Origin of the sequence: Pseudomonas sp. JDS08PS003, from assembly GCF_045013505.1 — a bacterium.
Lineage (GTDB): Bacteria > Pseudomonadota > Gammaproteobacteria > Pseudomonadales > Pseudomonadaceae > Aquipseudomonas > Aquipseudomonas protegens_B.
The window spans coordinates 3693145-3714561 of record NZ_CP120724.1; the positions used below are offsets into that span (position 1 = coordinate 3693145).

Here is a 21417-nt window from a genome sequence, read left to right on the forward strand (position 1 = left end):
CCGGGTCCCGAGGCTGCAGCCTGTTATGCTTGCGTGGTTTGCCGCGTCCTGTACGCCCTTGATACCCCACTTGCGCATTGGTTAATGGCCCAGCATGTCCTCGATGTCCTCCCCTGCCGAGAAGAAGAACCCCGGAGCTACCGCCGAGCGGATTCTGTTTCTGCTGAAAACCCGCGGCCCCTTGAAAACCGCCGACCTGGCCCCGCTGCTCAAGGTCTCCCTGGAAGCCACCCGCCAGCAGCTACAGAAGCTGCTGGACGGTGAACTGATCGCCGGGCAGATGATGCCGGCCCAGGGCGCCGGGCGTCCGTCGCAGAAATGGGTGTTGACCGAGCAGGCCCAGGCCCGCTTTCCCGACACCCATGCCCACCTGACCCTGCAACTGATCGACTCGATTCGCGCGGTCTATGGGTCCGACGGCGTGGAGCGCATCGTCACTGACATGGAGCGGGTCAACACGGCGCAGTACCTCGACGTCTGCGCCCCGCTGCCGACCCTGGAAGAGCGGGTCCGGGCCCTGGCGCAGATCCGTGAAGTCGCCGGCTACATGGCCAGCGTCGAGGCCGACGGCGACGGCTGGCTGTTGATCGAGAGTCACTGCCCGATCTGTGTCGCCGCCCAGCAGTGCCAGGGCTTCTGCCGCTCCGAACTGCAGGTGTTCCAGGCCGCCATTGGCGAGCTGGGCCAGGTGCAGCGCGTGGAACACCTGATTACTGGCGATCGACGCTGCGTCTATCGCATCTGTGCCACTCAACCGAGTCCCTGCCCGTGATCGCTCCTGCCCTGTCCCGCCTGCTCAAGCGCGGCGCGCTGATCCTTGGCGTTGCCGCATTCACCCTGCTGGCCTGGCGCGCCTTCGACAGTGAGCGCGGTCCGGCATTGCAACCCTGGCACCTGCGGGTGCCCCATGAACTGAGCATCGAACAGATCGATAGCGCTGACTGGGCGGCCTGGCTGCAGGCCGAGGACAGCTTGTTTGCCGAAGTCCGGCATGAAGTCAGCGACCGCCTGGACCCGACCCAGGTCCCGCCTTTCAACCGTTATCGCGTGGACAGCCGGGTCTACCCGCCCCGCTTTGCCACCGACTGGAACCGCTCCTACCTGCTGCGGCCCCCAGGCACGCCACGGGGCGTGGTGGTGCTGCTGCACGGTTTGACCGACTCGCCCTACAGCTTGCGCCACGTTGCCCGGCGCTACGTCGAACACGGCTACCTGGCCATCGGCCTGCGCCTGCCCGGCCACGGCACCGTGCCGGCGGGCCTGACCGACGCCCATTGGCAGGACTGGCTGGCCGCCACCCGCCTGGCCCTGCGTACCGCCCGGGCCGAAGTCCCGGCGCCTGGGCCCTTGCATATCGTCGGTTACTCCAACGGTGGCGCCCTGGCAGTCAAGTACGCCCTGGACGCCCTCGACGATCCGCAGTTGCCACAAGCCCAGCGCCTGGTGCTGATTTCGCCGATGATCGGCGTGGCCCCATCGGCGCGCTTTGCCGGTCTGGCCGGCTGGCCGGCGGTGTTTCCGGCCTTCAGCAAGGCGGCCTGGCTGAACCTGCGCCCTGAGTACAACCCGTTCAAGTACAACTCGTTTCCGGTCAATGGTGCGCGCCAGTCCTGGCTGCTGACCGACGCCCTGCAAAGCCAGCTGCTGGCCAGGGTGGGCGATCCACGCCTGGACCGGTTGCCACCGATCCTCAGCTTCCAGTCACTGACCGATGCTACGGTCAGTACCCCCGCCCTGGTCACCGGCCTGTACCGGCAACTGCCGGCCAATGGCAGTGAACTGGTGATTTTCGACCTCAACCGGGACCGCGACTTCGAAGGCCTGCTGGACCCCGCCAGTCTCACCTCCCTGGCCAGCCTGCTGCCGGCACCGCCGCGCAACTACAGCACCCGGGTGCTGACCAATGAAGGCGCCGGCGGTGCGAACCTGGACGAGATCAGCACCCCAGCCCTGAGCCTGGACAGCCGTCGGCGGCCCCTGGACCTGGCCTATCCGGCCGGGGTGTTTTCCTTGTCCCACGTGGCCTTGCCGTTCCCTGTGGACGACGGTTTGTACGGGACCCAGCCCAACCCCGGAGAAGACTTCGGCGTGCACCTGGGCACCATCGCCGCCCGCGGCGAACGCGGCGTGCTGGTGGTACCCATGGATGAGCTGATGCGCCTGACCGCCAACCCGTTCTTCCCCTACCTGATGCAGCGCATCGAAGCTGATATAGATCAAGCAACAGTTCAGTCATTGATTCGTTGAATGGTCGGGTGTTAGCGTCAGCGCCCTTTTCCCCCCTTGATTTGCGAGGGGGCACGACTGCCGTGATGGCAGGGAATCCTGATGAAACCCATGCTTCGAACCCAAGCCGCGAGCCTGGCCCTGCTGCTGGCCGCCGCCACCCAGACGCTGCAAGCCGCCGAGCAACAGGACTACTGGAACGTGCAGACCAGCGTCTACACCAACCACTGGAGCAACGATCCCGACCACAACAACCACCAGGACCTGATCGGCCTGGAGCACAACTACGCCGACGGCCAATTATGGGGCGTGAGCACCTTTCGCAACTCCTTCTCCCAGCGTTCCTACTACGCCTACGTCGGCAAGGCCTGGGAGCATGCGGACTGGCCGGTCTACGCCAAGCTCAGCGGCGGCCTGATCCAGGGCTACAAGGGCGACTACAAGGACAAGATCCCGCTGAACCACTTTGGCGTGGCGCCGGTGCTGATTCCTGCGCTGGGCGTGCATTACGGGCCGGTGGGCACTGAACTGGTGGTGCTGGGCGCTGCAGCAGTGATGGTCAACGTGGGCTATCGCTTCTGAGCACCCGGCAAAGTCGCACAATCGTACAAGACGCTGTCCCAGTCCCTTTCCTAGACTCCCCCGACGAATGACCGCGGCGCCGCCCCGGGTCTTTGCCCAGGCCGTCAACGCCCAGGTTTCAACGGTGCGGCGTCCACACAGTTGCCAGTCCCGGCACACTTGGAAAGGGACCTTCCAATGCACGGATTTCAACCCCGGACCCCGCAGTTCTATATCAATCCGCTGTTCCTTCCGGCGTCTGGCAGTGATTCCCGCCAGGCGGTGAATCCGGCCACGCTGGAGCCTGTGGGGCAGATTGCCTATTGCGACAAGAGCGATATTCGCCTGGCCGTGGATGCGGCCAACGTCGCCCATGAATTGTGGCGCCTGCTGGACGGCGATCAGCGCAGGGCACTGTTGCATCAGTTGGCGGACAGCATCGAAGCCGCCAGCGCCCTCAACCGACAGATTGTCCAGCTGATGATCCTCGAGCAGGCGCTGTCCCCGGCTGAAGCCAACCGCGAGCTGAGCCACTGCGCGGGGATCTTGCGCTACTACGCGGATCTGACCGACGCCGGCAGCCCTGCTCCAGCCCACGGCACGCCCGGCGCGGCACTGTGCCAGCTGCGCTACGAGCCCTACGGGGTCAGCGTGCACATCCTGCCGTTTGTCCAGGGCATCGAGCTGATGTGCCGGACGGTGGCGGCAGCACTGGCCGCAGGCAACAGTTGCATTGTCAAACCTGCGGAACACGCCACCCTGTCGACCCTGGCGTTCATGCAGCACTTTGTCGGCCTGCCGGCGGGCCTGGTGTCCTGCATCCCCGGAGACGCGCGCACCGGACAATGGCTGTTGCAGTCCTCCGGCACCCACGCCGTGGCCTTCACCGGCAGTGTCGCCGCCGGCAGCGCGGTGGCGGTGACCTGCGCGGAGCTGCTCAAACCCTGTGTGATCGAGAGCGCCGGGCGCGGCTCGATGATCGTGTCCCGGCATGCCCGATTGGACCTTGCCGCTGCCTGCGGTGTGAGCGCCGCCTTTGGTCGCAGTGGCCAGAGTTGCCTGTCGATCCAGCACTTCTTTGTCGAAGAATCGATCCATGATCAGTTCGTCCGCCAGTTCATCGAGCACAGCCGCGTCCAGTGTCAAGGGCACAAGGCGGCCTGCTCCATTGGCCCGTTGATCAGCGAAGCGGCGCAGCAAAAGGTCATGCGGCTGGTGAACGATGCCCTGGCCAAAGGCGCGACACGGGTGGCAGGCGGGGATGAATGCCCGGATGCGCCGGTGCTCGGTTGGTTCCATCCGTGGGTGATCCTCACCGAGATCGACGACGACATGGCCATTACCCAGGAAGAATGCCTGGGGCCGGTGGCCCTCATTCGCCGGGTGACCGATCTTGGCGAAGCCGTGCAACTGGCCAACGACTGTCCCGCAAGCGTTGAGGCGACCCTGTTTTCCAATGATCCGGCTGAGGCGCTGCTGGCCTGCCAACGGCTCCTGGCCACTCGGGTCCGGGTCAACCAGGCGCTCACTGGCGACAGCGCCACTGATGGCAACCGCTGGCTCGACGACCTGGCACCCAGGGCACTGGACGCTTTCAGGCGTCCCAAGACGGTCGTTATTCGTCACGACCTCGGGCAGGAACTATCGGCCTCGTACGATTTCGACGAGGTCGCGCCGGGGAGATAGTTCAGGGAGAAAGCTCAAAGAGATGATGTTCTTGTCTGTTTATTGCAGCAGTGATTCAAAGGTGGAGAAACCTATGCAGGTCGAGCAACAGATGCCGTTAGCGCAAAGCACGCCAGCCACCCTGCGCAGGGTGGCCCCGGCCGCGTTGGCGATTGTCCCGGTAAGCATGCTGTTCGGTCTGTTGGCCGGTCGCGCCGACTGGTCGCTGCTGGAGGTGGCGCTGGTGGGGCTCCTGGGATTCACCGGCAGCGGTCAGTTCGCCGCCCTGCCCCTGGCCCAGTCGGGAGCCGGGTTCTTCACCCTGTTGCTGGTCTCGGCCTCGATCAACAGCCGCTACCTGCCCATTGCCTTCACCTCGAGCCCGCGGTTGCCCCGGGGGTTCCTGCAGAAGGTCGGTGCGGCCCATATGCTGGGGGACGAGGCCTACGCCACCGAGCACGAACGGGACAGTCCGGCCACGCTGCTGATGATACGCGGGACGATTTTCCTGACCTGGGCACTGGCCGGGGTTCTGGGGGCATTGCTGGGCAAATGGCTGCCTCTGCAGTGGATCGGCACCGAGGTCAACCTGGGCTACCCCGCCAGCGTAGTGCTCATGTACCTGTCGCTGGCGCAGTTGCGCAGCCGCTTGAGCCTTGCGCACGAACGCCGCCTGGCCTTCTTGTCGATGGTGGCGCTCTGTGTGGCGCTGACCCTGGTACTGATCATGTTCCTGGGCCCCCTGTATTTCTGGATTCCCAGTGTGCTGATCACCACAGCCTTGCTGACGAGGGCCAAGCTATGAGCGATTCGGCCTGGGTCACCATCGCTGCACTGCTGGCCACCAGTTGCCTGGTACGGATTATTCCGGCGTTCGTCAGCATCCGCTTGCAGCCCGGCCTGCAGCGTTGCCTGGAGCGGGTACTGCCGGTGGCAGTGTTCATCAACTTCGCGGTGTACATCGCCTTCAGCGAGATGAGCCGCGAGCCCCTGGCGGCCTCGGTGTCCCTGCTGCTGGTGGGGGCCATCGCCCTGAGCAACCGCTTGGGCCTGATCAGCAGCGCAGTGATCGGTACGGCGGCCTATTTTGCGGTGCTGCACCTGACCGCCGCGGCCTGATGCAGGCCGGTGCCGGGACTATTGTTCATCCTCGCAACCCAGTCCCTGGCGCTGGGGTTCTTCATCCACCAGGGTCTTGCCGGTACGGGCCATGATCTGTCCCTGCAAGGCCCGCAACTCACTGCCGTCCAGACGCTTGCAGCTGTTGATTTCCCAGACATCGCCGGTGGCGGTGCTCACCGAGAACAGGCCCCAGTACTCAGTGGCGCCGGCCTTGGGGTCGTTGTAGCCGAGGCTGAAGTCGAAGTACCCCGGATGCGGCGGCTGGCCGCTGTCGTCCTGCAGGTCACCATCGACAAAGACCCCGGGCTTGTTCAGTTGATAGTCCTGATGCTTCAAGGCCACCAGCAGCACTTCCTGGGCCTGCTCGCGGGTCAGGCCTGTGGCCTTGACCTCGGCCGGCTGCAGGGCGTTACCGGCGCAGGCGACGAGCGCGGCGCAGGCCAGGGGCAGGCCCAGCAACCATGAGTGGGGATTTTTTCTCAGCACGCCATGCGCCCTCTGACCGCGACGATGATCTTCGCCAGGTACTCGGCGAAACCGTTGCGACCACCGGTGGCCGCGTCGCCGCTGTTGTAGCCGCTGCGCACCAGGGCCTGGGCGAACTCCATGGGGTCGCGCTTGCTACGGACCGACGAGCCATAGCGCAAGGCGAAGGACTGGGCGCATTTCTGGAAAGAGTCGAACTTCGCCACCTTGATGCTGGCGTTGCCCTGGGGCGCCTCGGCACCGCTTTGCAGGGGCGCCGGGGCATGCAGGGAGAAGTAATTGTTGAGCTCGCGGGCAATGCGTCCGGCGCCGTACTGGCTCTCCTGGGCTGCCAGGCCGAGGATGTTTTCCACCGGCAGGTCCAGTTGATCGGCGATCGGCTGGCAAGCCGCCTTGTATTTACTGACGAAGGTGACGGCATTGGTGTTGTTGCACAGTTTGGCGCTCACGATTGCTCCCTCATTTGACTGGTCGATTCCATTTGCCACAGGTGAAACATGCCGATTATAGAGCAGCATCCAGGCCTTGCCTCAGACCGGTGCGCCGACACGAATGACTGATCTCACGCAAAAAATTGACGCTTTTTTCTCGTTATACACTCTAGATTGCAAGTGATTTCTACGTGCCGCACGTCGCCCTCATGACCCGCGCCACTTTGAACAAGGACAGAGCGATGAACAGTCCTGCCAGCGAAGCAGATGAATACTTGATGATGCAGGCCGCCCATTGGTGCATACGCCTGCGCGAGGCCGATTGCAGCCTGGAGGAACGCCGGGCTTTCGAAGACTGGCTGCAGAGCGATCCCAGCCACGCGTTTGAATACGCGAAAATGCTTGAGGCCTGGGATTTTACCGGGCATCTGTCCCCTTCCCTGCCGACCTCTTGAACGGCTGACACTCACAGGTCGAAGCGATCGACGGCCCGACGCCGCTCGTTGTCGTCACGCATGTCATAGCTGGCGGTGGTCTGGATATTGGTGTGGTGCGCCAGCTTCTGGGCGATCGACAGGTCATGTTCCTCGATCACCCGGGTAATGAACGAACGGCGAAAGTCGTGGGGCATGATCCGCACGCCGACCTGGGCGCCCCGCTGGCGGGCAATGTAGTAGATGGCGTGCTTGCTGATGCGTTCACGGGTGATATGACCGCCGCGACGAATCCGGTTGAACAGAAAAACATCGTCCTCCAGGCCTTCGGGCAGGTACGAACGGCGCAGTTCCAACCAGGCCTGCAGCTTGTCGAAGGCCCAAGAGGGAGCGTACTTGATCAGTTGCTTGTTGCCCTTGGCCAGCACCTGCAGGCTGCGCTGGGCGAAGTCCACCTGGGCCAGGTCCAGGTTCACCGATTCGGACTTGCGCATGCCCGAGCCGTACAGCACCGCAATGATGGCCGCGTCGCGCACGCCCTGGGGACGCGGATCGGCGGCACACACCGCCATCAGTTCCTGGATCAGGCCGCGCTTGAGATTGCGCCCCCGGGACAGGCGTGTACCGCCCATGGCCTTGACCGAGCGCATTTTCAGCAGGTGATCCTGGCTGATCAGGCTGCTGCGCCAGGCTTCGTTCATCACTCCGCGCAGGGCATTGACGTACAGCGACGAGGTGCTCGGGGCATAGCCGTCACGGCGCAACGTGGCCACCAGGGCGGTCACCTGTTCGGGTTGCAGTTGGTGCCAGGGGATGTCCTCGAGGTTGAGTTCGTCATACCCCAGGCGGTCGGCGGCGTCCTGCAGCACGTAACGCAGGGTCGACTGGCTGGAGGGCGCCAAACGGGCCAGGTACAGGCGCAACGGGTTGGCAATGGCAGTACAGGGTTGATGTTGCTGGCTATTCATCGGTACTCCAGCCCCCAGGTTGCACCCGGTGACACCCGGAGCAAGCCGAAAAGAACAAGCTTGGCAGTCCCTTTAACAGTCACTGCAGAACAGCTAAAACAGTCGCTGCCAGGGGATTGATTCACAACGATATAAACAAACTGAACAGCAGCTGTCTGGCCCGCAGAAAAACGGACTTTTGCCCTATTTTTCATATTCGTTTCACATTTTTCCGCTTAATCTCAGCCACCAACACGCCACCTGCCAAACGCAGTGTTTTCTCAGGTTGCCAAGATAACATCTTGATCCGCATTTACTTTTAACAAACATCGTCTTTACTCAAACGCTGCATGGATCGCCACCCCGGCCCAATAACTGGATGAGCCTTGATGACTGCATGACCTCCCCCGCTTTTCCTGAACCGTTCGTTCACGCGCAACACCCCGTATTTCCGGCATCAGCTAAACCCGAGGTAACCATGAACCAGGCTTTCCTTCCCTTCTCGCGTCCGAGTATTGGCGACGAAGAGATAGCTGCAGTGGAGCAGGTTCTGCGCTCCGGCTGGATCACCACCGGCCCGAAAAACCAGGAACTGGAACAGCAATTCGCCGAGCGCGTCGGTGCTCGCCATGCCGTGGCCCTGTCCTCGGCCACCGGCGCCATGCACATCACCCTGCTGGCCCTGGGCATTGGCCCCGGCGACGAAGTGATCACCCCGTCCCAGACCTGGGTCTCCACGGCCAACATGATCTGCCTGCTGGGGGCTACCCCGGTATTCGTCGATGTCGACCCCGACACCCTGATGAGCGACGCGGCCACCATCGAAGCGGCCATCACGCCACGAACCAAGGCCATCATTCCGGTGCACTACGCCGGCGCCGCCTTCGACCTGGACCCGCTGTACGTCCTGGCGGACAAGCACGGTATCCCGGTGATTGAGGATGCCGCCCACGCCGCCGGCACCGTCTATCGCGGCCGGGCCATCGGTGCCCAGGGCACGGCGATCTTTTCCTTCCACGCCATCAAGAACATGACCTGCGCTGAAGGTGCGATGTTCGTCAGCGACGACCAGGCCCTGGCCGACCGGGTGCGCATGCTCAAGTTCCACGGTCTGGGCGTGGACGCCTACGATCGCCTGACCCACGGCCGCAAGCCCCAGGCCCAAGTGATCGAACCCGGATTCAAGTACAACCTGGGGGACATCAACGCGGCCATCGCCTTGGTGCAGTTGCAGCGCCTGGACCAAATCAACGCCCGGCGCGAAGTGCTGGCCAAGGCTTACCTGGAACGCCTCAAAGGTCTGCCGGTGCAGCCCCTGCACCTGCCCCAGTACCCGCAGCAGCACGCCTGGCACCTGTTCATCCTGCGTATCGACGCCGAACGCTGCGGCCTGGACCGTGAAGCCTTCATGAAGGGCCTGCAGGAACAGAACATCGGCACCGGCATCCACTTCATCGCCACTCACCTGCATACCTATTACCGACAGCGCTTCCCCGATGTGCGGCTACCGCACACCGAATGGAACTCGGCGCGTCTATGCTCGATTCCACTGTTCCCGGACATGACCCTCGACGATGTCGTACGGGTCTCCGGTGCCATTGCCAACCTCCTGGACTGAAGCCTTTGAAACCTTATCCAATCCAGTTCGTGTCGATCGTCATTCCGGTCTACAACGAAGAACAGAGCTTGCCCGAGCTGCTGCGGCGTACCGAAGCGGCCTGCCGCGAGCTCAAGCACGAGTTTGAAATCGTCCTGGTGGACGACGGCAGCCGCGACGAGTCGGCGAACATCCTGCAAGAAGCCGCCGAACGCGAAGGCAGCCCGGTAGTGGCGGTGATCCTCAACCGCAACTACGGTCAGCACGCGGCGATCATGGCCGGCTTCGAGCAGTGCCGCGGCGATGTGGTCATCACCCTCGACGCTGACCTGCAGAACCCGCCGGAAGAAATCCCGCGCCTGGTAGCCCAGGCCGAGCTCGGCTATGACGTGGTCGGCACCGTGCGCAACAACCGCCAGGACTCGGCGTTCCGTCGCTGGCCGTCAAAACTGATCAACCTGGCCGTGCAGCGCTCCACCGGCGTCGCCATGAGCGACTACGGCTGCATGCTGCGAGCCTATCGGCGCACCATCATCGACGCGATGCTGGCCTGCACCGAGCGCAGCACCTTTATCCCGATCCTGGCCAACAGCTTCGCCCGGCACACCACCGAGGTGCTGGTGGAGCACGCCGAGCGCGAGCACGGCGACTCCAAGTACAGCCCGATGCGCCTGATCAATCTGATGTTCGATCTGATCACCTGCATGACCACCACCCCCCTGCGGCTGCTGAGCATCATCGGCTTCGGCATGGCCGGCCTCGGCGCGTTGTTCGCCCTGATGCTGATCGTCCTGCGGCTGATCTTCGGCGCCACCTGGGCCGGCGACGGCACCTTCGTGCTGTTCGCGGTGCTGTTCGTGTTCACCGGTGGCCAGTTCATCGGCATGGGTTTGCTGGGTGAATACCTGGGACGCATGTACAGCGACGTACGGGCCCGCCCGCGCTTCTTCATCGAAAAAGTCTTGCGCAGCCAGCCTGCGGCCCCGGCCCCTGCTGTGACTGTCGACGGTTTATCTTCCACTCATACTGATCAGGTTTCGCCATGAGCAATAAAGCTGTTGTCTTCGCCTACCACGATATTGGCTGTGCAGGCATCGAAGCCCTGCTCAATGCAGGTTATGAGATCGCTGCGGTCTTCACCCATGCCGACGACCCCAAGGAAAACACCTTCTACGGGTCCGTCGCCCAGCTGTGTGCACGCAAGGGCATTGCCGTGCACGCCCCGGAAGATGCCAACCACCCACTGTGGATCGAGCGCATCAGCAAGCTCGACCCGGACTATCTGTTCTCCTTCTACTACCGCAACCTGCTGAGCGAACCCCTGCTGGCCACCGCTCGCAAGGGCGCGTTCAACCTGCACGGCTCCCTGCTGCCGCACTACCGTGGTCGCGCACCGGCCAACTGGGTACTGGTCAAGGGCGAAACCGAGACCGGCGTGACCCTGCATCGCATGGTCAAGCGCGCCGATGCCGGCGCCATCATTGCCCAGGAACGCGTCGCCATCGAGCGCAGCGACACCGCGCTGAGCCTGCACCACAAACTGCGTGACGCCGCTGCCAGCCTGCTGCGCGACACCCTGCCGGCACTGGCCCAGGGCAAGATCACCGAGACCGCACAGGACGAATCCAAGGCCAGCTACTTCGGTCGTCGTACCGCCGCGGACGGCAAGCTGGAGTGGAAACGCCCGGCCGAAGAGCTGTTCAACCTGGTACGCGCAGTGACCCAGCCTTACCCGGGCGCTTTCTGCGCCGTCGGCGAGCACAAGCTGATCGTCTGGAGCGCCGAAGTTGCAAAAGGCAACGAAGGCCAGGCCCCGGGCCGGGTCATCAGTGTCGACCCGCTGCGCATCGCCTGTGGCGAAGACTCCCTGGTGATCACCTCCGGCCAGCGCAACGCCAACGGCCTGTACCTGGGCGGCCCGCAACTGGCCAACGAACTGGGCCTGGTGGACGGTTCCCTGCTGCGCGGTGCCGAGTCCGGGCGCAAGCCACGTCGCACCCGCGTGCTGATCCTCGGCGTCAACGGCTTTATCGGTAACCACCTGTCCGAGCGCCTGCTGCGCGACGACAAGTACGACGTCTACGGCCTGGACATCGGCTCCGACGCCATCGAGCGCCTGCGCAGCCATCCGAACTTCCACTTCGTCGAAGGCGATATCAGCATCCACTCCGAGTGGATCGAATATCACATCAAGAAGTGCGACGTGGTCCTGCCGCTGGTGGCCATCGCCACCCCGATCGAATACACCCGCAACCCACTGCGCGTGTTCGAGCTGGACTTCGAAGAGAACCTCAAGCTGGTTCGCTACTGCGTCAAATACAACAAACGCGTGATCTTCCCGTCGACCTCGGAAGTCTATGGCATGTGCCAGGACAAGAACTTCGACGAAGACACTTCCAACCTGATCGTCGGCCCGATCAACAAGCAACGCTGGATCTACTCGGTTTCCAAGCAGCTGCTGGACCGGGTGATCTGGGCCTACGGTGCCAAGGGCCTGAACTTCACCTTGTTCCGTCCGTTCAACTGGATGGGTCCGCGCCTGGACCGTCTGGACTCGGCCCGTATCGGCAGCTCCCGGGCCATTACCCAACTGATCCTCAACCTGGTGGAAGGCACGCCGATCCGTCTGTTCGACGGTGGCGAGCAGAAGCGTTGCTTCACTGACATCGCCGACGGCATCGAAGCCCTGGCACGCATCGTCGACAACGACAACGACTGCTGCAACGGCCAGATCATCAACATCGGCAACCCGGACAACGAAGCCAGCATTCGTCAGTTGGGCGAAGAGCTGCTGCGTCAATTCGAAGCTCACCCGCTGCGCAGCAACTTCCCGCCGTTCGCCGGTTTCCGCGACGTCGAAAGCAAGGCCTTCTACGGTGCCGGCTACCAGGACGTGGAACACCGTAAGCCCAGCATCGACAACGCCAAGCGCCTGCTGAACTGGGAGCCGACCGTGGAGATGAGCGAAACCATCGGCAACACCCTGGACTTCTTCCTGCGTGAAGCCATGCTGGAAATCGCCGATCGTTCCAAAGAAGAAGCTCGCTGATGCAGGCAGGTCTGCGCATTGATGTCGATACCTACCGCGGCACCCGGGAGGGGGTGCCACGGCTGCTCGAATCGCTGGACGAAGCCGGGGTCAAGGCCACGTTCTTCTTCAGCGTCGGGCCGGACAACATGGGGCGCCACCTGTGGCGCCTGATCCGTCCGCAGTTCCTCTGGAAAATGCTGCGCTCCAATGCCGCGGGCCTGTACGGCTGGGACATACTCCTGGCCGGCACTGCCTGGCCGGGTAAACCCATTGGCCGGGACCTGGGGCATCTGATGCGCCAGACCCTGGCCGCCGGCCATGAAGTCGGCCTGCACGCCTGGGATCACCACGGCTGGCAGGCCAACACCGGGCGCTGGAGTCAGGCACAGTTGATCGAACAGATCCGCCGTGGCGTCGACAGCCTCAACGATATTCTCGGGCAAGCGGTGAGCTGCTCGGCGTCCGCCGGTTGGCGCGCCGACGAACGCGTCATCGAAGCCAAACAACAATTCGGCTTTCGCTACAACAGCGACTGCCGCGGCCAGAGCCTGTTCCAGCCGCGACTGGCGGATGGCAGCCTGGGCACCCCACAGATTCCGGTGGACCTGCCGACCTTCGACGAAGTGGTCGGGCCGGTGGTGACCGCCAAGGATTTCAATCGCTACATCCTCGACCGGTTCAGCCCGGACAAGCTCAACGTCTACACCGTGCATGCAGAAGTAGAAGGGATTCTCATGGCCAACGATTTCCGCCAGCTGCTGGCCAGTGCCAAGCAGCGCGACATCCATTTCCAGCCCTTGGGCGAAATGCTCCCGACGGACCTTTCCAGCCTGCCTGCAGGCAAAGTCGTGCGTGGTGTGCTGGAAGGCCGTGAAGGCTGGCTGGGAGTGCAAGGCGCATGACCAGACGTTGGGCCCTGCCGCTGCTGCTGATCGCTTTCGGTCTGTTCTACCTGTTGCCCATGGCCACCCACGGCCTGTGGATTCCCGATGAAACCCGCTACGCGCAGATCAGCCAGGAAATGCTCCTCGGCGGTAAATGGGCGTCGCCGCACTTCATGGGCATTCGCTATTTCGAAAAACCCGTGGCCGGCTACTGGATGATCGCCATCGGCCAGGCGCTGTTTGGCGACAACCTGTTTGGCGTGCGCGTGGCTTCGGCCCTGAGCACCGGCCTCAGCGTGGTCCTGGCCTATCTGCTGGCCCGACGCCTGTGGAACGATCCGCGCAAGAGCCTGGCCAGCGCCCTGCTCTACATGAGCTTTACCGTGGTGGCGCTGCAAGCCGGCTACGCCAACCTCGATCCGCAGTTTACCTTCTGGGTCAACCTGAGCCTGGTGGCGCTGTGGTTCACCTTCGACTGCCAGACCCGGCGCGGACAGATCGGCGCCTGGGTACTGCTAGGCCTGGCCTGCGGCATGGGCTTCATGACCAAGGGCTTTCTCGCCTGGCTGCTGCCGGTGCTGGTGGCCCTGCCCTACGCGGTGTGGCAGAAGCGCCTGCGCTCGCTGCTGATTTACGGCGGCCTCGGCGTGCTGGTGGCGATTCTGGTCAGCCTGCCCTGGGCTCTGGCAGTGCACGCCCAGGAACCGGACTACTGGCGGTTCTTCTTCTGGCACGAGCACATCCGCCGCTTTGCCGGTGAAGACGCGCAGCACGCCTCCCCCTGGTGGTACTACCTGCCGTTGCTGGTGGGCTTCTGCGTGCCCTGGGTGCTGCTGTTGCCGGCCAGCCTGAAGCAGGCCTGGGAACAACGACGGCTGAACAGCAGCGGCTTCCTGCTGCTGTGGCTGGTGCTGCCCCTGGCCTTCTTCAGCCTGAGCAAAGGCAAGCTGCCGGCCTACATTCTTCCCTGCCTGCTGCCCCTGGCCCTGCTGATGGGCCACACCCTGATGGACCGTCTGGCCGCCGGCAAGACCCGGATCGTCAGCCTCAATGGTGTGCTCAACCTGCTGGCGGGCCTGGTGGCCCTGCTGGCTCTGGTGTACTTCCAGTTGAAGAAGCCAGTGTATGTGGACGAACCCCAGCATTTGGTCTTGGTTTACGTCTTGTTGCTGGGCTGGATCATCAGCAACCTGTTGCAGGCCATGCGCCCCTTGAGCCTGTGGGCCGCCCCGGCCCTGGGCAGCTTCCTGCTGGTGGCCCTGGCCCCGGCGGCGCTGCCGAACAAGGTGGTCTACAACAAGATTCCCGACCAGTTCATCATCGATCACGTGGCCGAGCTGGGCCAGGCCAAGGCCCTGCTGAGCAACGACCTGGGCGCGGCTTCCGCGCTGGCCTGGCGTCTGCGCCGCCCTGACGTGACCCTGTACAACACCGAGGGCGAAGTGAAATACGGCCTGGGCTATGAAGACAGCGTCGCGCGCAAGGTCGACCTGAATCAGGTCCAGCCGTGGATCGCCCAAGCCCGCAAGCAGGGTTCGGTGGGCGTGGTGATGCGGGTCAAGAGCAGCGACGAGGAACATGAAGTCGAGCTGCTGCCCAAGGATGCCAAGCGCTACGAGCAAGGCAATATCGTGATCTTCATCATTCCCCAGAGTCAGCCATGAGCCTGCTGTTGCTATTGCTGGCCTGCGGGCTGACCTGCCTGGGCCAGGTGGCGCAGAAATTCGCCGTGGAAAGCTGGCGTGACCAACCTTCCGGTGCCCTGCAAAAACTGCGTTCCGGCTGGCTGTGGCTGGCCCTGTTCAGTCTCGGCCTGGGCCTGCTGGTGTGGCTCCTGGTGTTGCAACGCATGGAGGTGGGCGTGGCCTACCCGATGCTCAGCCTGAATTTCGTGTTCATCACCCTGATTGCACGCTTCGTCTTCCATGAGCCCATCGACCGCCGCCATTGGCTCGGTGTCGCCCTGGTGATTGGCGGCGTGCTGCTGTTGAGTCGCCACGCATGAGCCGGGTCAAGGGCTTTGCCTTCGCCCTGGGCAGTGTGGCCCTGGTCAGCGGCGCCCAGCTGGGCATGCGCTGGAGCATGACCCGCCTGCCCGCCCCGGACCAGTGGCTGACGGCACTGAGTGCCGGCAGCGTCGACCTGGCGGCTCTGGCGGTGGTGGTTGCGGCGATCGGCGCTTACGCCTTGTCGATGCTCTGCTGGCTGCTGGCGCTACGCGATCTGCCCCTGGGCCGGGCCTACTCGCTGCTGAGCATCAGCTACGCGCTGGTCTACCTGCTGGCCGCCAGCCTGCCGCTGTTCAACGAACCCTTCACGCTTTCCAAAAGCCTTGGAGTGGCCTTGGTCATCCTCGGCGTGATCACCATCAACTCTCGATCTGCACCCGCGACAAGTCCCAGGAATACCCCATGAAAATCAGCGTATTTGGAAGTGGTTACGTCGGCCTTGTACAAGCCGCCGTGTTGGCTGAAGTCGGCCACGATGTCATCTGCATGGACATCGACGAGCAAAAGGTCAAGCAACTGCAACAGGGACATGTGAGCATCTTCGAACCCGGGCTTGCCAGCCTGGTGAAGGAAAACCTCGAAGCCAAGCGCCTGCAATTCACCAGCGACGAAAAACTCGCGGTGCAACACGGCCAGGTGCTGTTCATCGCCGTGGGCACGCCTTCCAGCGAAGACGGTTCGGCGGACCTGCGCTACGTGCTGTCGGTGGGCGACGCCGTAGCCCGCCACCGCCAGCAACCGGTGATTCTGGTGGAGAAGTCCACCGTTCCAGTGGGCACCGGCGACACCCTGAAGGCGCACATTGAAAAAGCCCTGGAAGGCCGCGCCCTGGAATTCGACATAGTGTCCAACCCGGAATTCCTCAAGGAAGGCTCGGCGGTCAGCGACTGCCGTCGCCCGGACCGGATCGTCATCGGCTGCGAGCGCGAAGCGGTGCAGGATGTGATGCGCGATCTCTACGCGCCGTTCAACCGCAACCACGACCGCATCATGTTCATGGACCTGCGTAGCGCCGAGCTGACCAAGTACGCGGCCAACTGCATGCTGGCCACCAAGATCAGCTTCATCAACCAGATCGCCGAGCTGGCCGAGCACCTGGGGGCCGACATCGAATCGGTACGCTTGGGCATCGGCGCCGACTCACGGATCGGTTATCACTTCATCTACCCGGGCTGCGGCTACGGTGGCTCGTGCTTCCCCAAAGACATGCGCGCGCTGATCCACAGCGCCGAGCAAGCCCACTGCTCCAGCGACCTGTTGCAAGCGGTGGAAGCCATCAACGAGCGGCAGAAACACAAGCTGTTCGAGCGCATCAAGGCCTTCTACAAAGGCGACCTCAAAGGCAAGACCTTTGCCCTCTGGGGCCTGGCGTTCAAGCCCAACACCGATGACATGCGCGACGCCCCGAGCCGGGTGCTGCTGGACGCGCTGTTCGCCGCCGGCGCTGAAGTCCGAGCCTTCGACCCGGAAGCGATGCAGGAAACCCAACGTCTGTACCCAGACGAGTCGCGCCTGATGCTCATGGGCACGCCGGAATCGGTACTCACCGGCGCCGACGCCCTGATCATCTGCACCGAGTGGCAGCAGTTCAAGGCCCCGGATTTCGACCTGATCCAACAGCGGCTCAAGGCCCCGGTGATCTTCGACGGACGCAACCTGTACGACGCCGAGCGCCTGGCCCGCAACGGGTTCACTTACTTCCCGATCGGTCGCGGTGAATCGCGCCACCTGCCGATTCCTTACCAGCAGTGGTCCACCGAGGCTTGAATGAACCCGCACTCCAGCTCCCCTTCGAACACATTACTTTGGCAATCGTTGGGGCTGGGGCTGCTGGCCTTGCTGCTGTTCTGCGCCGGCACCGGCCACGATTCGGCCATCGGTTTCGACTCGCGCTTCGTGCTCTTCGCCAAGGAAATGCTGCGCCATGGGCCGGGGTTCTTCCCCACCACCTATGGCCAGCCCTACGCTGACTACTCCAGCGCCTCGACCCTGCTGGTGTGGCTGTTCTCCCTGCCCACCGGGCAGGTCACCAGCTTCAGCGCCTGGCTGCCGACGGCCATTGCTTCGGCGCTGATCGTCAGCCTGATCTATCGCCTGCTGGCGCCCTACTCCCGCACCTGGGCCCTGCTCAGCGTCGCTTTACTGCTGCTGAGCAATACCTTTATCAGCGAAACCCGTGCCGTCTCCCTGGACCAGATGCTTGCCGCGGTGTCCCTGGCGGTGTTCTACCTCGGCTATGCCCACGACCACTTCGGAGCCCGCCGGCACCTGGGCTGGATCTTCCTGCTGCTGGTGCTGGGCTTTGCCATTCGCGGACCCATCGGCCTGGTGATTCCCACCGGCATGCTGTGCAGCTACTACTTGCTCAACGGCCAATGGCGGCGGCTGTTCAGCGTCGGTTTTGGCGCACTGTTGCTGCTGGTGGCCTGCGTAGGCCTGCTACTGTGGCTGGCCAAGCTCAGCGGTGGCCAGGCCTTTGTCGACGATGTGATCCGCATGCAGTTCATGGGGCGCATGGACGGCAGCGAAGGCTCCAGCGATGTCTTCTATTACTTCACCAGCTCTCTGGGCAACTACGCCCTGGCCTATCCCCTGGCGATCCTCGCCTGGGTCGCGGTGCTGCTGAGTCGCCCCACGGAACAGGGCCCAGCCCTGAAACTGCTGCGCCTGTGCACCGCTGCCGGGTTGATCGTGATGATCGGCCTGTCGATTCCCCAGGCGAAGAAAGCCCGCTACTTGCTGCCGATGTTGCCCATGGCGGCGATCATCGCGGCGTATCCGTTCCAGGCCGGCCGCGGGCGGGTCATGGGCTGGCTGCGGGTGTTGATCCAGGGCCTGTGGTTGCTGCTGCCGGGGTTGCTGATGGTGGGGCTGCTGGTATTGCGCCGCAAGTTCCCCGAACAACTCACGGCACTCACGCCCATGCTGCTGATCCTCGGCCTGCTGCAGGCGGTGTCCCTGGGATTGCTGTTCAAGCGCCAGTGGCGCGCCGTGGGTCTGGCCTACAGCGCGGTGCTGGCGGTCTGGGCCTGTTACATCGGGGTGTTCGAACCGGTGGAGCACCGGCTCTATGACACTCAGGCGTTCAGTCGCGATGCCATGCAATTGATCGATGCCGATCCGGCGCCGGTGATCCTGCACCGCATGGGCAAGGACGCCAAGGCGATCAAGTTCATGGTCAACCTGGATCGGGACCTGCAGCCACAGTTCACCGATCAGGCTACCGCCCTGGCACAAGTGCCGGCCCCGGCCTGGGTGATACTTGACCAGAGCGACCTGCCCAGCCTGCAAGGCACGCCACTGGCCGGGTTGAAACCGGTGCTGAGCGGGCGTTTCGACAAGAATGACTTTGTGCTCCTGCACCTGCCCAAGGCCACTCAGGCACAACCCTGAAAGCGTTGCGCAGCCCCTGCCGCCTCCTTACACTCGCGCCCATGACTATTCAGATTCGCCGGGCGCGAGTGGCCGATGCGGCCTTCCTCCCCGCCATTGAAACCTCGGCTGCGGAACTGTTTCGCAGTGATCCGCAACTGGCCTGGCTGGCAGACGCCGAAGTGGCCGATGCCCAGAGCCAGCGCGAGAACATCCAGCACCACCCGGTCTGGGTTGCAGTGACAGTGGACGGCGACCGCTGTGCCTTTCTCAACGCCCAGATCTGTGACCGGGAACTGCATGTCTGGGAGATTTCCGTCGCCAGCGGCCACCAGGGCCAAGGCATCGGCAAGCGCCTGTTGCAGGCGGCACGGCAATACGCCGAGGAGCAGCAGCTTGAAGCCCTGACCCTGAGCACCTTCCGCGAACTGGCCTGGAACGAACCCTTCTACCAGCGCCAGGGCTTTGTCACCCTCGAACCGGCACAGCTTGGCCCGCGGTTGCGCCAGGTCCTGGCCGATGAAACACAGCACGGCCTGCCCGCACCACGCCGCTGCGCCATGCGCCTGAGCGTGTAAAAAGCGCACCGCCACCGCTGGCTATGGAACTGGCAGCAAGAGCTGGCTGTAGGAGCTGGCTTGCCAGCGAAAGCGCCCTCAAGACCAGCTACCCAATTCGCCCCCCCCTTTGCCGGCAAGCCGGCTCCTACGCGGGGCGCAATACCTCAAAATAAATGCACTTAAACAGCATTATTATGAATTTGTCAGCTACACGAATGCTCGGCACACTGTGCCCGTTCCTCCCCCAAATGTTGGAACGTTCAAGGGCTTTCTGGCGATCCAGACAAGCCCTTCTTTTTGCCCGTCGTTTAGCCCTGGACCGTTCTTGCCGATGTTTACCCGCTGGAAACCCGCCGCCATCAATACCCGCCCCCTGGAATGGAGCCGCGCCGCTGTCGGCATGGCCCTGGGCACCCTGTTCAGTGTCTGGCTCTGCGCCCAGGTGTTCGGCATGCCAGTGGCGCTGCACCTGATCGGCCCGCTGGGGGCTTCGGCGGTGTTGTTGTTTGCCGTGTCTTCCGGCGCCCTGGCCCAACCCTGGTCGATCCTGGGCGGCTACCTGTGCGCCGGGGTCGTGGCCTTGCTGGTGGCCCATGTCCTGGGCCGGACCCTGGGCAGCGCCTGCCTTGCGGCGGGCGTGGCCCTGGTGCTGATGTGCTGGTTGCGTTGCCTGCATCCCCCGGCCGGTGCTCTGGCCCTGACCCTGGTGCTGGCGGACCCGGCCAGCGCGGCCCTGGAGTGGCGAGAACTGGGTCCGGTGATGCTCGCAGCGGCCAGCCTGTTGGCCAGTGCCCTGCTCTACAACAACCTGACGCGAATTCGCTACCCCAAGGGCCCGAGCGAAGCTCCGGTAATGCTGCCCTCGGCGGCCCCCGCCGACAGCCTGGCGATCACCGCCGAAGACCTGAAGCGGGCGTTGGCGGAGATGGAAGAGTTCTTTGATGTCACCCCTGAAGACCTCGAGCAACTGATCCACGCCAGCGAAGCCCACGCCCGCCGGCGCAGTATTGGCCAAGTCCTGTCCTCACGCCCCTGATACCGCCTCAACCCTCTCCCTTTGCTGGCGCGGGCGGCCCAGCGAAGACAGCCTCAGAAGCGGCGCAAGATTCAATGGCCTGTTCGCCGGCAAGCCGGCTCCTGCAAGGGCATCGCCGGTATTGCGCCAGCGAAGGCACTCTCAAGCGCAACGCAAGATTCAAGTCAGCCGGTTCAAACCATCGGTGACCAGCGCTGGGACCAATCGTGGTCGCACTCGATCACCTCGCGCAGCACCGCGAACGCCTGCTGCAACACTGCTGTATCCCGGTCCCGGGCATACAGCAGATAGGTGGGAAAACTGAATTCCGGAGCCTTTTCCACCCGTTCCAGCACCCCGCTGTCCAGGTAGCTCTGCACCACCCGGGTGCGGAAATAGCCGCTGCCACCGGCATCGAGGATGAACTGCAGCGCCAGGGGCCCAAGGTTGAAACCCACCGCGGCCTTGGCCTGCTCCGGCAATGCGGCGTCGTGCTGACGGCGAAAATCATCGCCCCAGTCGATGTACACATAAGGCTCCGGACGACCGGCCAGGCGGACCTGAATCAGTTTTTCCTCCAGCAGTTGCTCCACCTGCAATCCCGCGCAATACAGCGGCTGGAACACCAGCGCCGCGTCCAGCACGCCCAACTCCAGTTGCCGCTGCAGGCTCGCGCCTTCGGCGATCTGGGTGCGCACCGCATGGTTGGGCAGCGCCTGGCGCAGGCCTCGCACCCAATTGAGCATCAGCGGGTTGCACAGGCTCAGTTCGCCACCGATGTGCAGCACATTGCGGTAACCCGCCAGCAGCGGCAGGTCGCGCTGGGCGGCCTCCCAGGTCTGCACCAGCTGATTGGCATAGGCGATGAAGGCCTCGCCATCGGCGGTAGGTCGAGCGCCGGCGCGGTTGCGTATCAGCAGCTTGCAGTTGAGCTGGCCTTCCAGGTTCTGCACCCGTGCGCTGATGGCGGTCTGGGTCAGGTGCAGGCGCTCGGCGGCGGCAATCAGGCTGCCACTGCGGACGATTTCCAGGAAGGTGCGGGCCAGATCGATGTCCATGGTGCCTCGCCGGCAAAAA

Annotated in this window: 22 protein-coding genes; 18 read left to right on the plus strand and 4 right to left on the minus strand. The window is 63.7% G+C overall.

Going from position 1 to position 21417, the window contains the following annotated elements:
- Positions 1 to 103 precede the first annotated feature (103 nt).
- From P7C00_RS16475 to P7C00_RS16500, 6 genes are all read left to right on the plus strand, one after another.
- A complete protein-coding gene (locus P7C00_RS16475) occupies positions 104 to 772 on the plus strand; it encodes a helix-turn-helix transcriptional regulator (RefSeq protein WP_404936872.1) in 669 nt (222 codons plus the stop codon).
- A complete protein-coding gene (locus P7C00_RS16480) occupies positions 763 to 2247 on the plus strand; it encodes an alpha/beta hydrolase (RefSeq protein ID WP_404940012.1) in 1485 nt (494 codons plus the stop codon). Before P7C00_RS16475 ends, P7C00_RS16480 begins: the two co-directional genes overlap by 10 nt.
- Before the next feature lie 90 nt (positions 2248 to 2337).
- Positions 2338 to 2808: a sn-glycerol-3-phosphate transporter gene (locus tag P7C00_RS16485; RefSeq protein WP_404940014.1), complete on the plus strand. Its 471-nt coding sequence runs from the start codon at positions 2338 to 2340 to the stop codon at positions 2806 to 2808.
- A gap of 177 nt (positions 2809 to 2985) precedes the next feature.
- Entirely contained in the window at positions 2986 to 4473 is a 1488-nt protein-coding gene (locus P7C00_RS16490) for an aldehyde dehydrogenase family protein (RefSeq protein ID WP_404936873.1), read from the plus strand.
- A 73-nt stretch (positions 4474 to 4546) separates the two neighbouring features.
- Positions 4547 to 5257, plus strand: coding sequence for an AzlC family ABC transporter permease (locus P7C00_RS16495; protein WP_404936874.1), 711 nt, complete (start codon positions 4547 to 4549; stop codon positions 5255 to 5257).
- Positions 5254 to 5571: a hypothetical protein gene (locus P7C00_RS16500; protein WP_346633026.1), complete on the plus strand. Its 318-nt coding sequence runs from the start codon at positions 5254 to 5256 to the stop codon at positions 5569 to 5571. The genes P7C00_RS16495 and P7C00_RS16500 overlap by 4 nt, the downstream gene beginning before the upstream one ends.
- Before the next feature lie 18 nt (positions 5572 to 5589).
- Here P7C00_RS16500 and P7C00_RS16505 read toward each other — a convergent pair whose 3' ends face one another.
- Complete coding sequence (locus tag P7C00_RS16505; RefSeq protein WP_346633027.1) at positions 5590 to 6060, minus strand: hypothetical protein; 471 nt, start codon at positions 6058 to 6060, stop codon at positions 5590 to 5592.
- Positions 6054 to 6509 (minus strand): glucosaminidase domain-containing protein, encoded by a 456-nt coding sequence (locus tag P7C00_RS16510; RefSeq protein ID WP_346633028.1) that lies wholly within the window; start codon positions 6507 to 6509, stop codon positions 6054 to 6056. The genes P7C00_RS16505 and P7C00_RS16510 overlap by 7 nt, the downstream gene beginning before the upstream one ends.
- A 224-nt stretch (positions 6510 to 6733) precedes the next feature.
- On the opposite strand from P7C00_RS16510, the gene P7C00_RS16515 reads away from it, so the two are divergent.
- Positions 6734 to 6946 carry a DUF4880 domain-containing protein gene (locus P7C00_RS16515; RefSeq protein WP_346633029.1) on the plus strand — a complete coding sequence of 71 codons (213 nt, stop codon included), beginning with the start codon at positions 6734 to 6736 and terminating at the stop codon, positions 6944 to 6946.
- Between the two features lie 11 nt (positions 6947 to 6957).
- Here P7C00_RS16515 and xerC read toward each other — a convergent pair whose 3' ends face one another.
- Positions 6958 to 7893, minus strand: a complete 936-nt coding sequence (gene xerC, locus P7C00_RS16520) for a tyrosine-type recombinase/integrase (RefSeq protein WP_346633030.1) — start codon at positions 7891 to 7893, stop codon at positions 6958 to 6960.
- A gap of 457 nt (positions 7894 to 8350) precedes the next feature.
- On the opposite strand from xerC, the gene arnB reads away from it, so the two are divergent.
- The 11 genes from arnB (at position 8351) to P7C00_RS16575 (ending at position 20361) form a co-directional block, all read left to right on the plus strand.
- Positions 8351 to 9490: a UDP-4-amino-4-deoxy-L-arabinose aminotransferase gene (gene arnB / locus P7C00_RS16525; RefSeq protein WP_404936875.1), complete on the plus strand. Its 1140-nt coding sequence runs from the start codon at positions 8351 to 8353 to the stop codon at positions 9488 to 9490.
- A gap of 5 nt (positions 9491 to 9495) precedes the next feature.
- Positions 9496 to 10515, plus strand: coding sequence for an undecaprenyl-phosphate 4-deoxy-4-formamido-L-arabinose transferase (gene arnC / locus P7C00_RS16530; protein WP_346633032.1), 1020 nt, complete (start codon positions 9496 to 9498; stop codon positions 10513 to 10515).
- On the plus strand, positions 10512 to 12518 hold the full coding sequence (gene arnA, locus P7C00_RS16535) for a bifunctional UDP-4-amino-4-deoxy-L-arabinose formyltransferase/UDP-glucuronic acid oxidase ArnA (RefSeq protein WP_346633033.1): 2007 nt from the start codon (positions 10512 to 10514) through the stop codon (positions 12516 to 12518). The genes arnC and arnA overlap by 4 nt, the downstream gene beginning before the upstream one ends.
- A complete protein-coding gene (gene arnD / locus P7C00_RS16540; RefSeq protein ID WP_404936876.1) occupies positions 12518 to 13402 on the plus strand; it encodes a 4-deoxy-4-formamido-L-arabinose-phosphoundecaprenol deformylase in 885 nt (294 codons plus the stop codon). The genes arnA and arnD overlap by 1 nt, the downstream gene beginning before the upstream one ends.
- Positions 13399 to 15048: a lipid IV(A) 4-amino-4-deoxy-L-arabinosyltransferase gene (arnT, locus tag P7C00_RS16545; protein WP_346633035.1), complete on the plus strand. Its 1650-nt coding sequence runs from the start codon at positions 13399 to 13401 to the stop codon at positions 15046 to 15048. The genes arnD and arnT overlap by 4 nt, the downstream gene beginning before the upstream one ends.
- Complete coding sequence (arnE, locus tag P7C00_RS16550; RefSeq protein ID WP_092314836.1) at positions 15045 to 15389, plus strand: 4-amino-4-deoxy-L-arabinose-phosphoundecaprenol flippase subunit ArnE; 345 nt, start codon at positions 15045 to 15047, stop codon at positions 15387 to 15389. Before arnT ends, arnE begins: the two co-directional genes overlap by 4 nt.
- Positions 15386 to 15799: a 4-amino-4-deoxy-L-arabinose-phosphoundecaprenol flippase subunit ArnF gene (gene arnF, locus P7C00_RS16555; protein ID WP_346633037.1), complete on the plus strand. Its 414-nt coding sequence runs from the start codon at positions 15386 to 15388 to the stop codon at positions 15797 to 15799. The genes arnE and arnF overlap by 4 nt, the downstream gene beginning before the upstream one ends.
- Positions 15796 to 17160: a UDP-glucose/GDP-mannose dehydrogenase family protein gene (locus P7C00_RS16560; RefSeq protein WP_346633038.1), complete on the plus strand. Its 1365-nt coding sequence runs from the start codon at positions 15796 to 15798 to the stop codon at positions 17158 to 17160. The genes arnF and P7C00_RS16560 overlap by 4 nt, the downstream gene beginning before the upstream one ends.
- Entirely contained in the window at positions 17161 to 18786 is a 1626-nt protein-coding gene (locus P7C00_RS16565; protein WP_404936877.1) for an ArnT family glycosyltransferase, read from the plus strand.
- A 41-nt stretch (positions 18787 to 18827) separates the two neighbouring features.
- Positions 18828 to 19343, plus strand: a complete 516-nt coding sequence (locus P7C00_RS16570) for a GNAT family N-acetyltransferase (RefSeq protein ID WP_404936878.1) — start codon at positions 18828 to 18830, stop codon at positions 19341 to 19343.
- Between the two features lie 313 nt (positions 19344 to 19656).
- Positions 19657 to 20361, plus strand: a complete 705-nt coding sequence (locus P7C00_RS16575; protein WP_404940016.1) for an HPP family protein — start codon at positions 19657 to 19659, stop codon at positions 20359 to 20361.
- A 173-nt stretch (positions 20362 to 20534) separates the two neighbouring features.
- On the opposite strand, the gene P7C00_RS16580 is transcribed toward P7C00_RS16575, so the two are convergent.
- Positions 20535 to 21398, minus strand: coding sequence for a LysR family transcriptional regulator (locus P7C00_RS16580; RefSeq protein WP_346633041.1), 864 nt, complete (start codon positions 21396 to 21398; stop codon positions 20535 to 20537).
- Between the last annotated feature and the right edge of the window lie 19 nt (positions 21399 to 21417).

Bases quoted from the DNA above. Each gene is read 5' to 3' on its own strand.
- P7C00_RS16580 (WP_346633041.1), bottom strand. From the start codon at position 21,398: ATGGACATCGATCTGGCCCGCACCTTCCTGGAAATCGTCCGCAGTGGC.
- P7C00_RS16490 (WP_404936873.1), top strand. From the start codon at position 2,986: ATGCACGGATTTCAACCCCGGACCCCGCAGTTCTATATCAATCCGCTG.
- P7C00_RS16515 (WP_346633029.1), top strand. From the start codon at position 6,734: ATGAACAGTCCTGCCAGCGAAGCAGATGAATACTTGATGATGCAGGCC.
- P7C00_RS16485 (WP_404940014.1), top strand. From the start codon at position 2,338: ATGCTTCGAACCCAAGCCGCGAGCCTGGCCCTGCTGCTGGCCGCCGCC.
- P7C00_RS16560 (WP_346633038.1), top strand. From the start codon at position 15,796: ATGAAAATCAGCGTATTTGGAAGTGGTTACGTCGGCCTTGTACAAGCC.
- arnB (WP_404936875.1), top strand. From the start codon at position 8,351: ATGAACCAGGCTTTCCTTCCCTTCTCGCGTCCGAGTATTGGCGACGAA.
- xerC (WP_346633030.1), bottom strand. From the start codon at position 7,893: ATGAATAGCCAGCAACATCAACCCTGTACTGCCATTGCCAACCCGTTG.
- P7C00_RS16500 (WP_346633026.1), top strand. From the start codon at position 5,254: ATGAGCGATTCGGCCTGGGTCACCATCGCTGCACTGCTGGCCACCAGT.
- arnE (WP_092314836.1), top strand. From the start codon at position 15,045: ATGAGCCTGCTGTTGCTATTGCTGGCCTGCGGGCTGACCTGCCTGGGC.
- P7C00_RS16475 (WP_404936872.1), top strand. From the start codon at position 104: ATGTCCTCCCCTGCCGAGAAGAAGAACCCCGGAGCTACCGCCGAGCGG.
- P7C00_RS16495 (WP_404936874.1), top strand. From the start codon at position 4,547: ATGCAGGTCGAGCAACAGATGCCGTTAGCGCAAAGCACGCCAGCCACC.
- arnF (WP_346633037.1), top strand. From the start codon at position 15,386: ATGAGCCGGGTCAAGGGCTTTGCCTTCGCCCTGGGCAGTGTGGCCCTG.
- arnT (WP_346633035.1), top strand. From the start codon at position 13,399: ATGACCAGACGTTGGGCCCTGCCGCTGCTGCTGATCGCTTTCGGTCTG.
- P7C00_RS16575 (WP_404940016.1), top strand. From the start codon at position 19,657: ATGTTTACCCGCTGGAAACCCGCCGCCATCAATACCCGCCCCCTGGAA.
- P7C00_RS16570 (WP_404936878.1), top strand. From the start codon at position 18,828: ATGACTATTCAGATTCGCCGGGCGCGAGTGGCCGATGCGGCCTTCCTC.
- arnA (WP_346633033.1), top strand. From the start codon at position 10,512: ATGAGCAATAAAGCTGTTGTCTTCGCCTACCACGATATTGGCTGTGCA.
- arnD (WP_404936876.1), top strand. From the start codon at position 12,518: ATGCAGGCAGGTCTGCGCATTGATGTCGATACCTACCGCGGCACCCGG.
- P7C00_RS16565 (WP_404936877.1), top strand. From the start codon at position 17,161: ATGAACCCGCACTCCAGCTCCCCTTCGAACACATTACTTTGGCAATCG.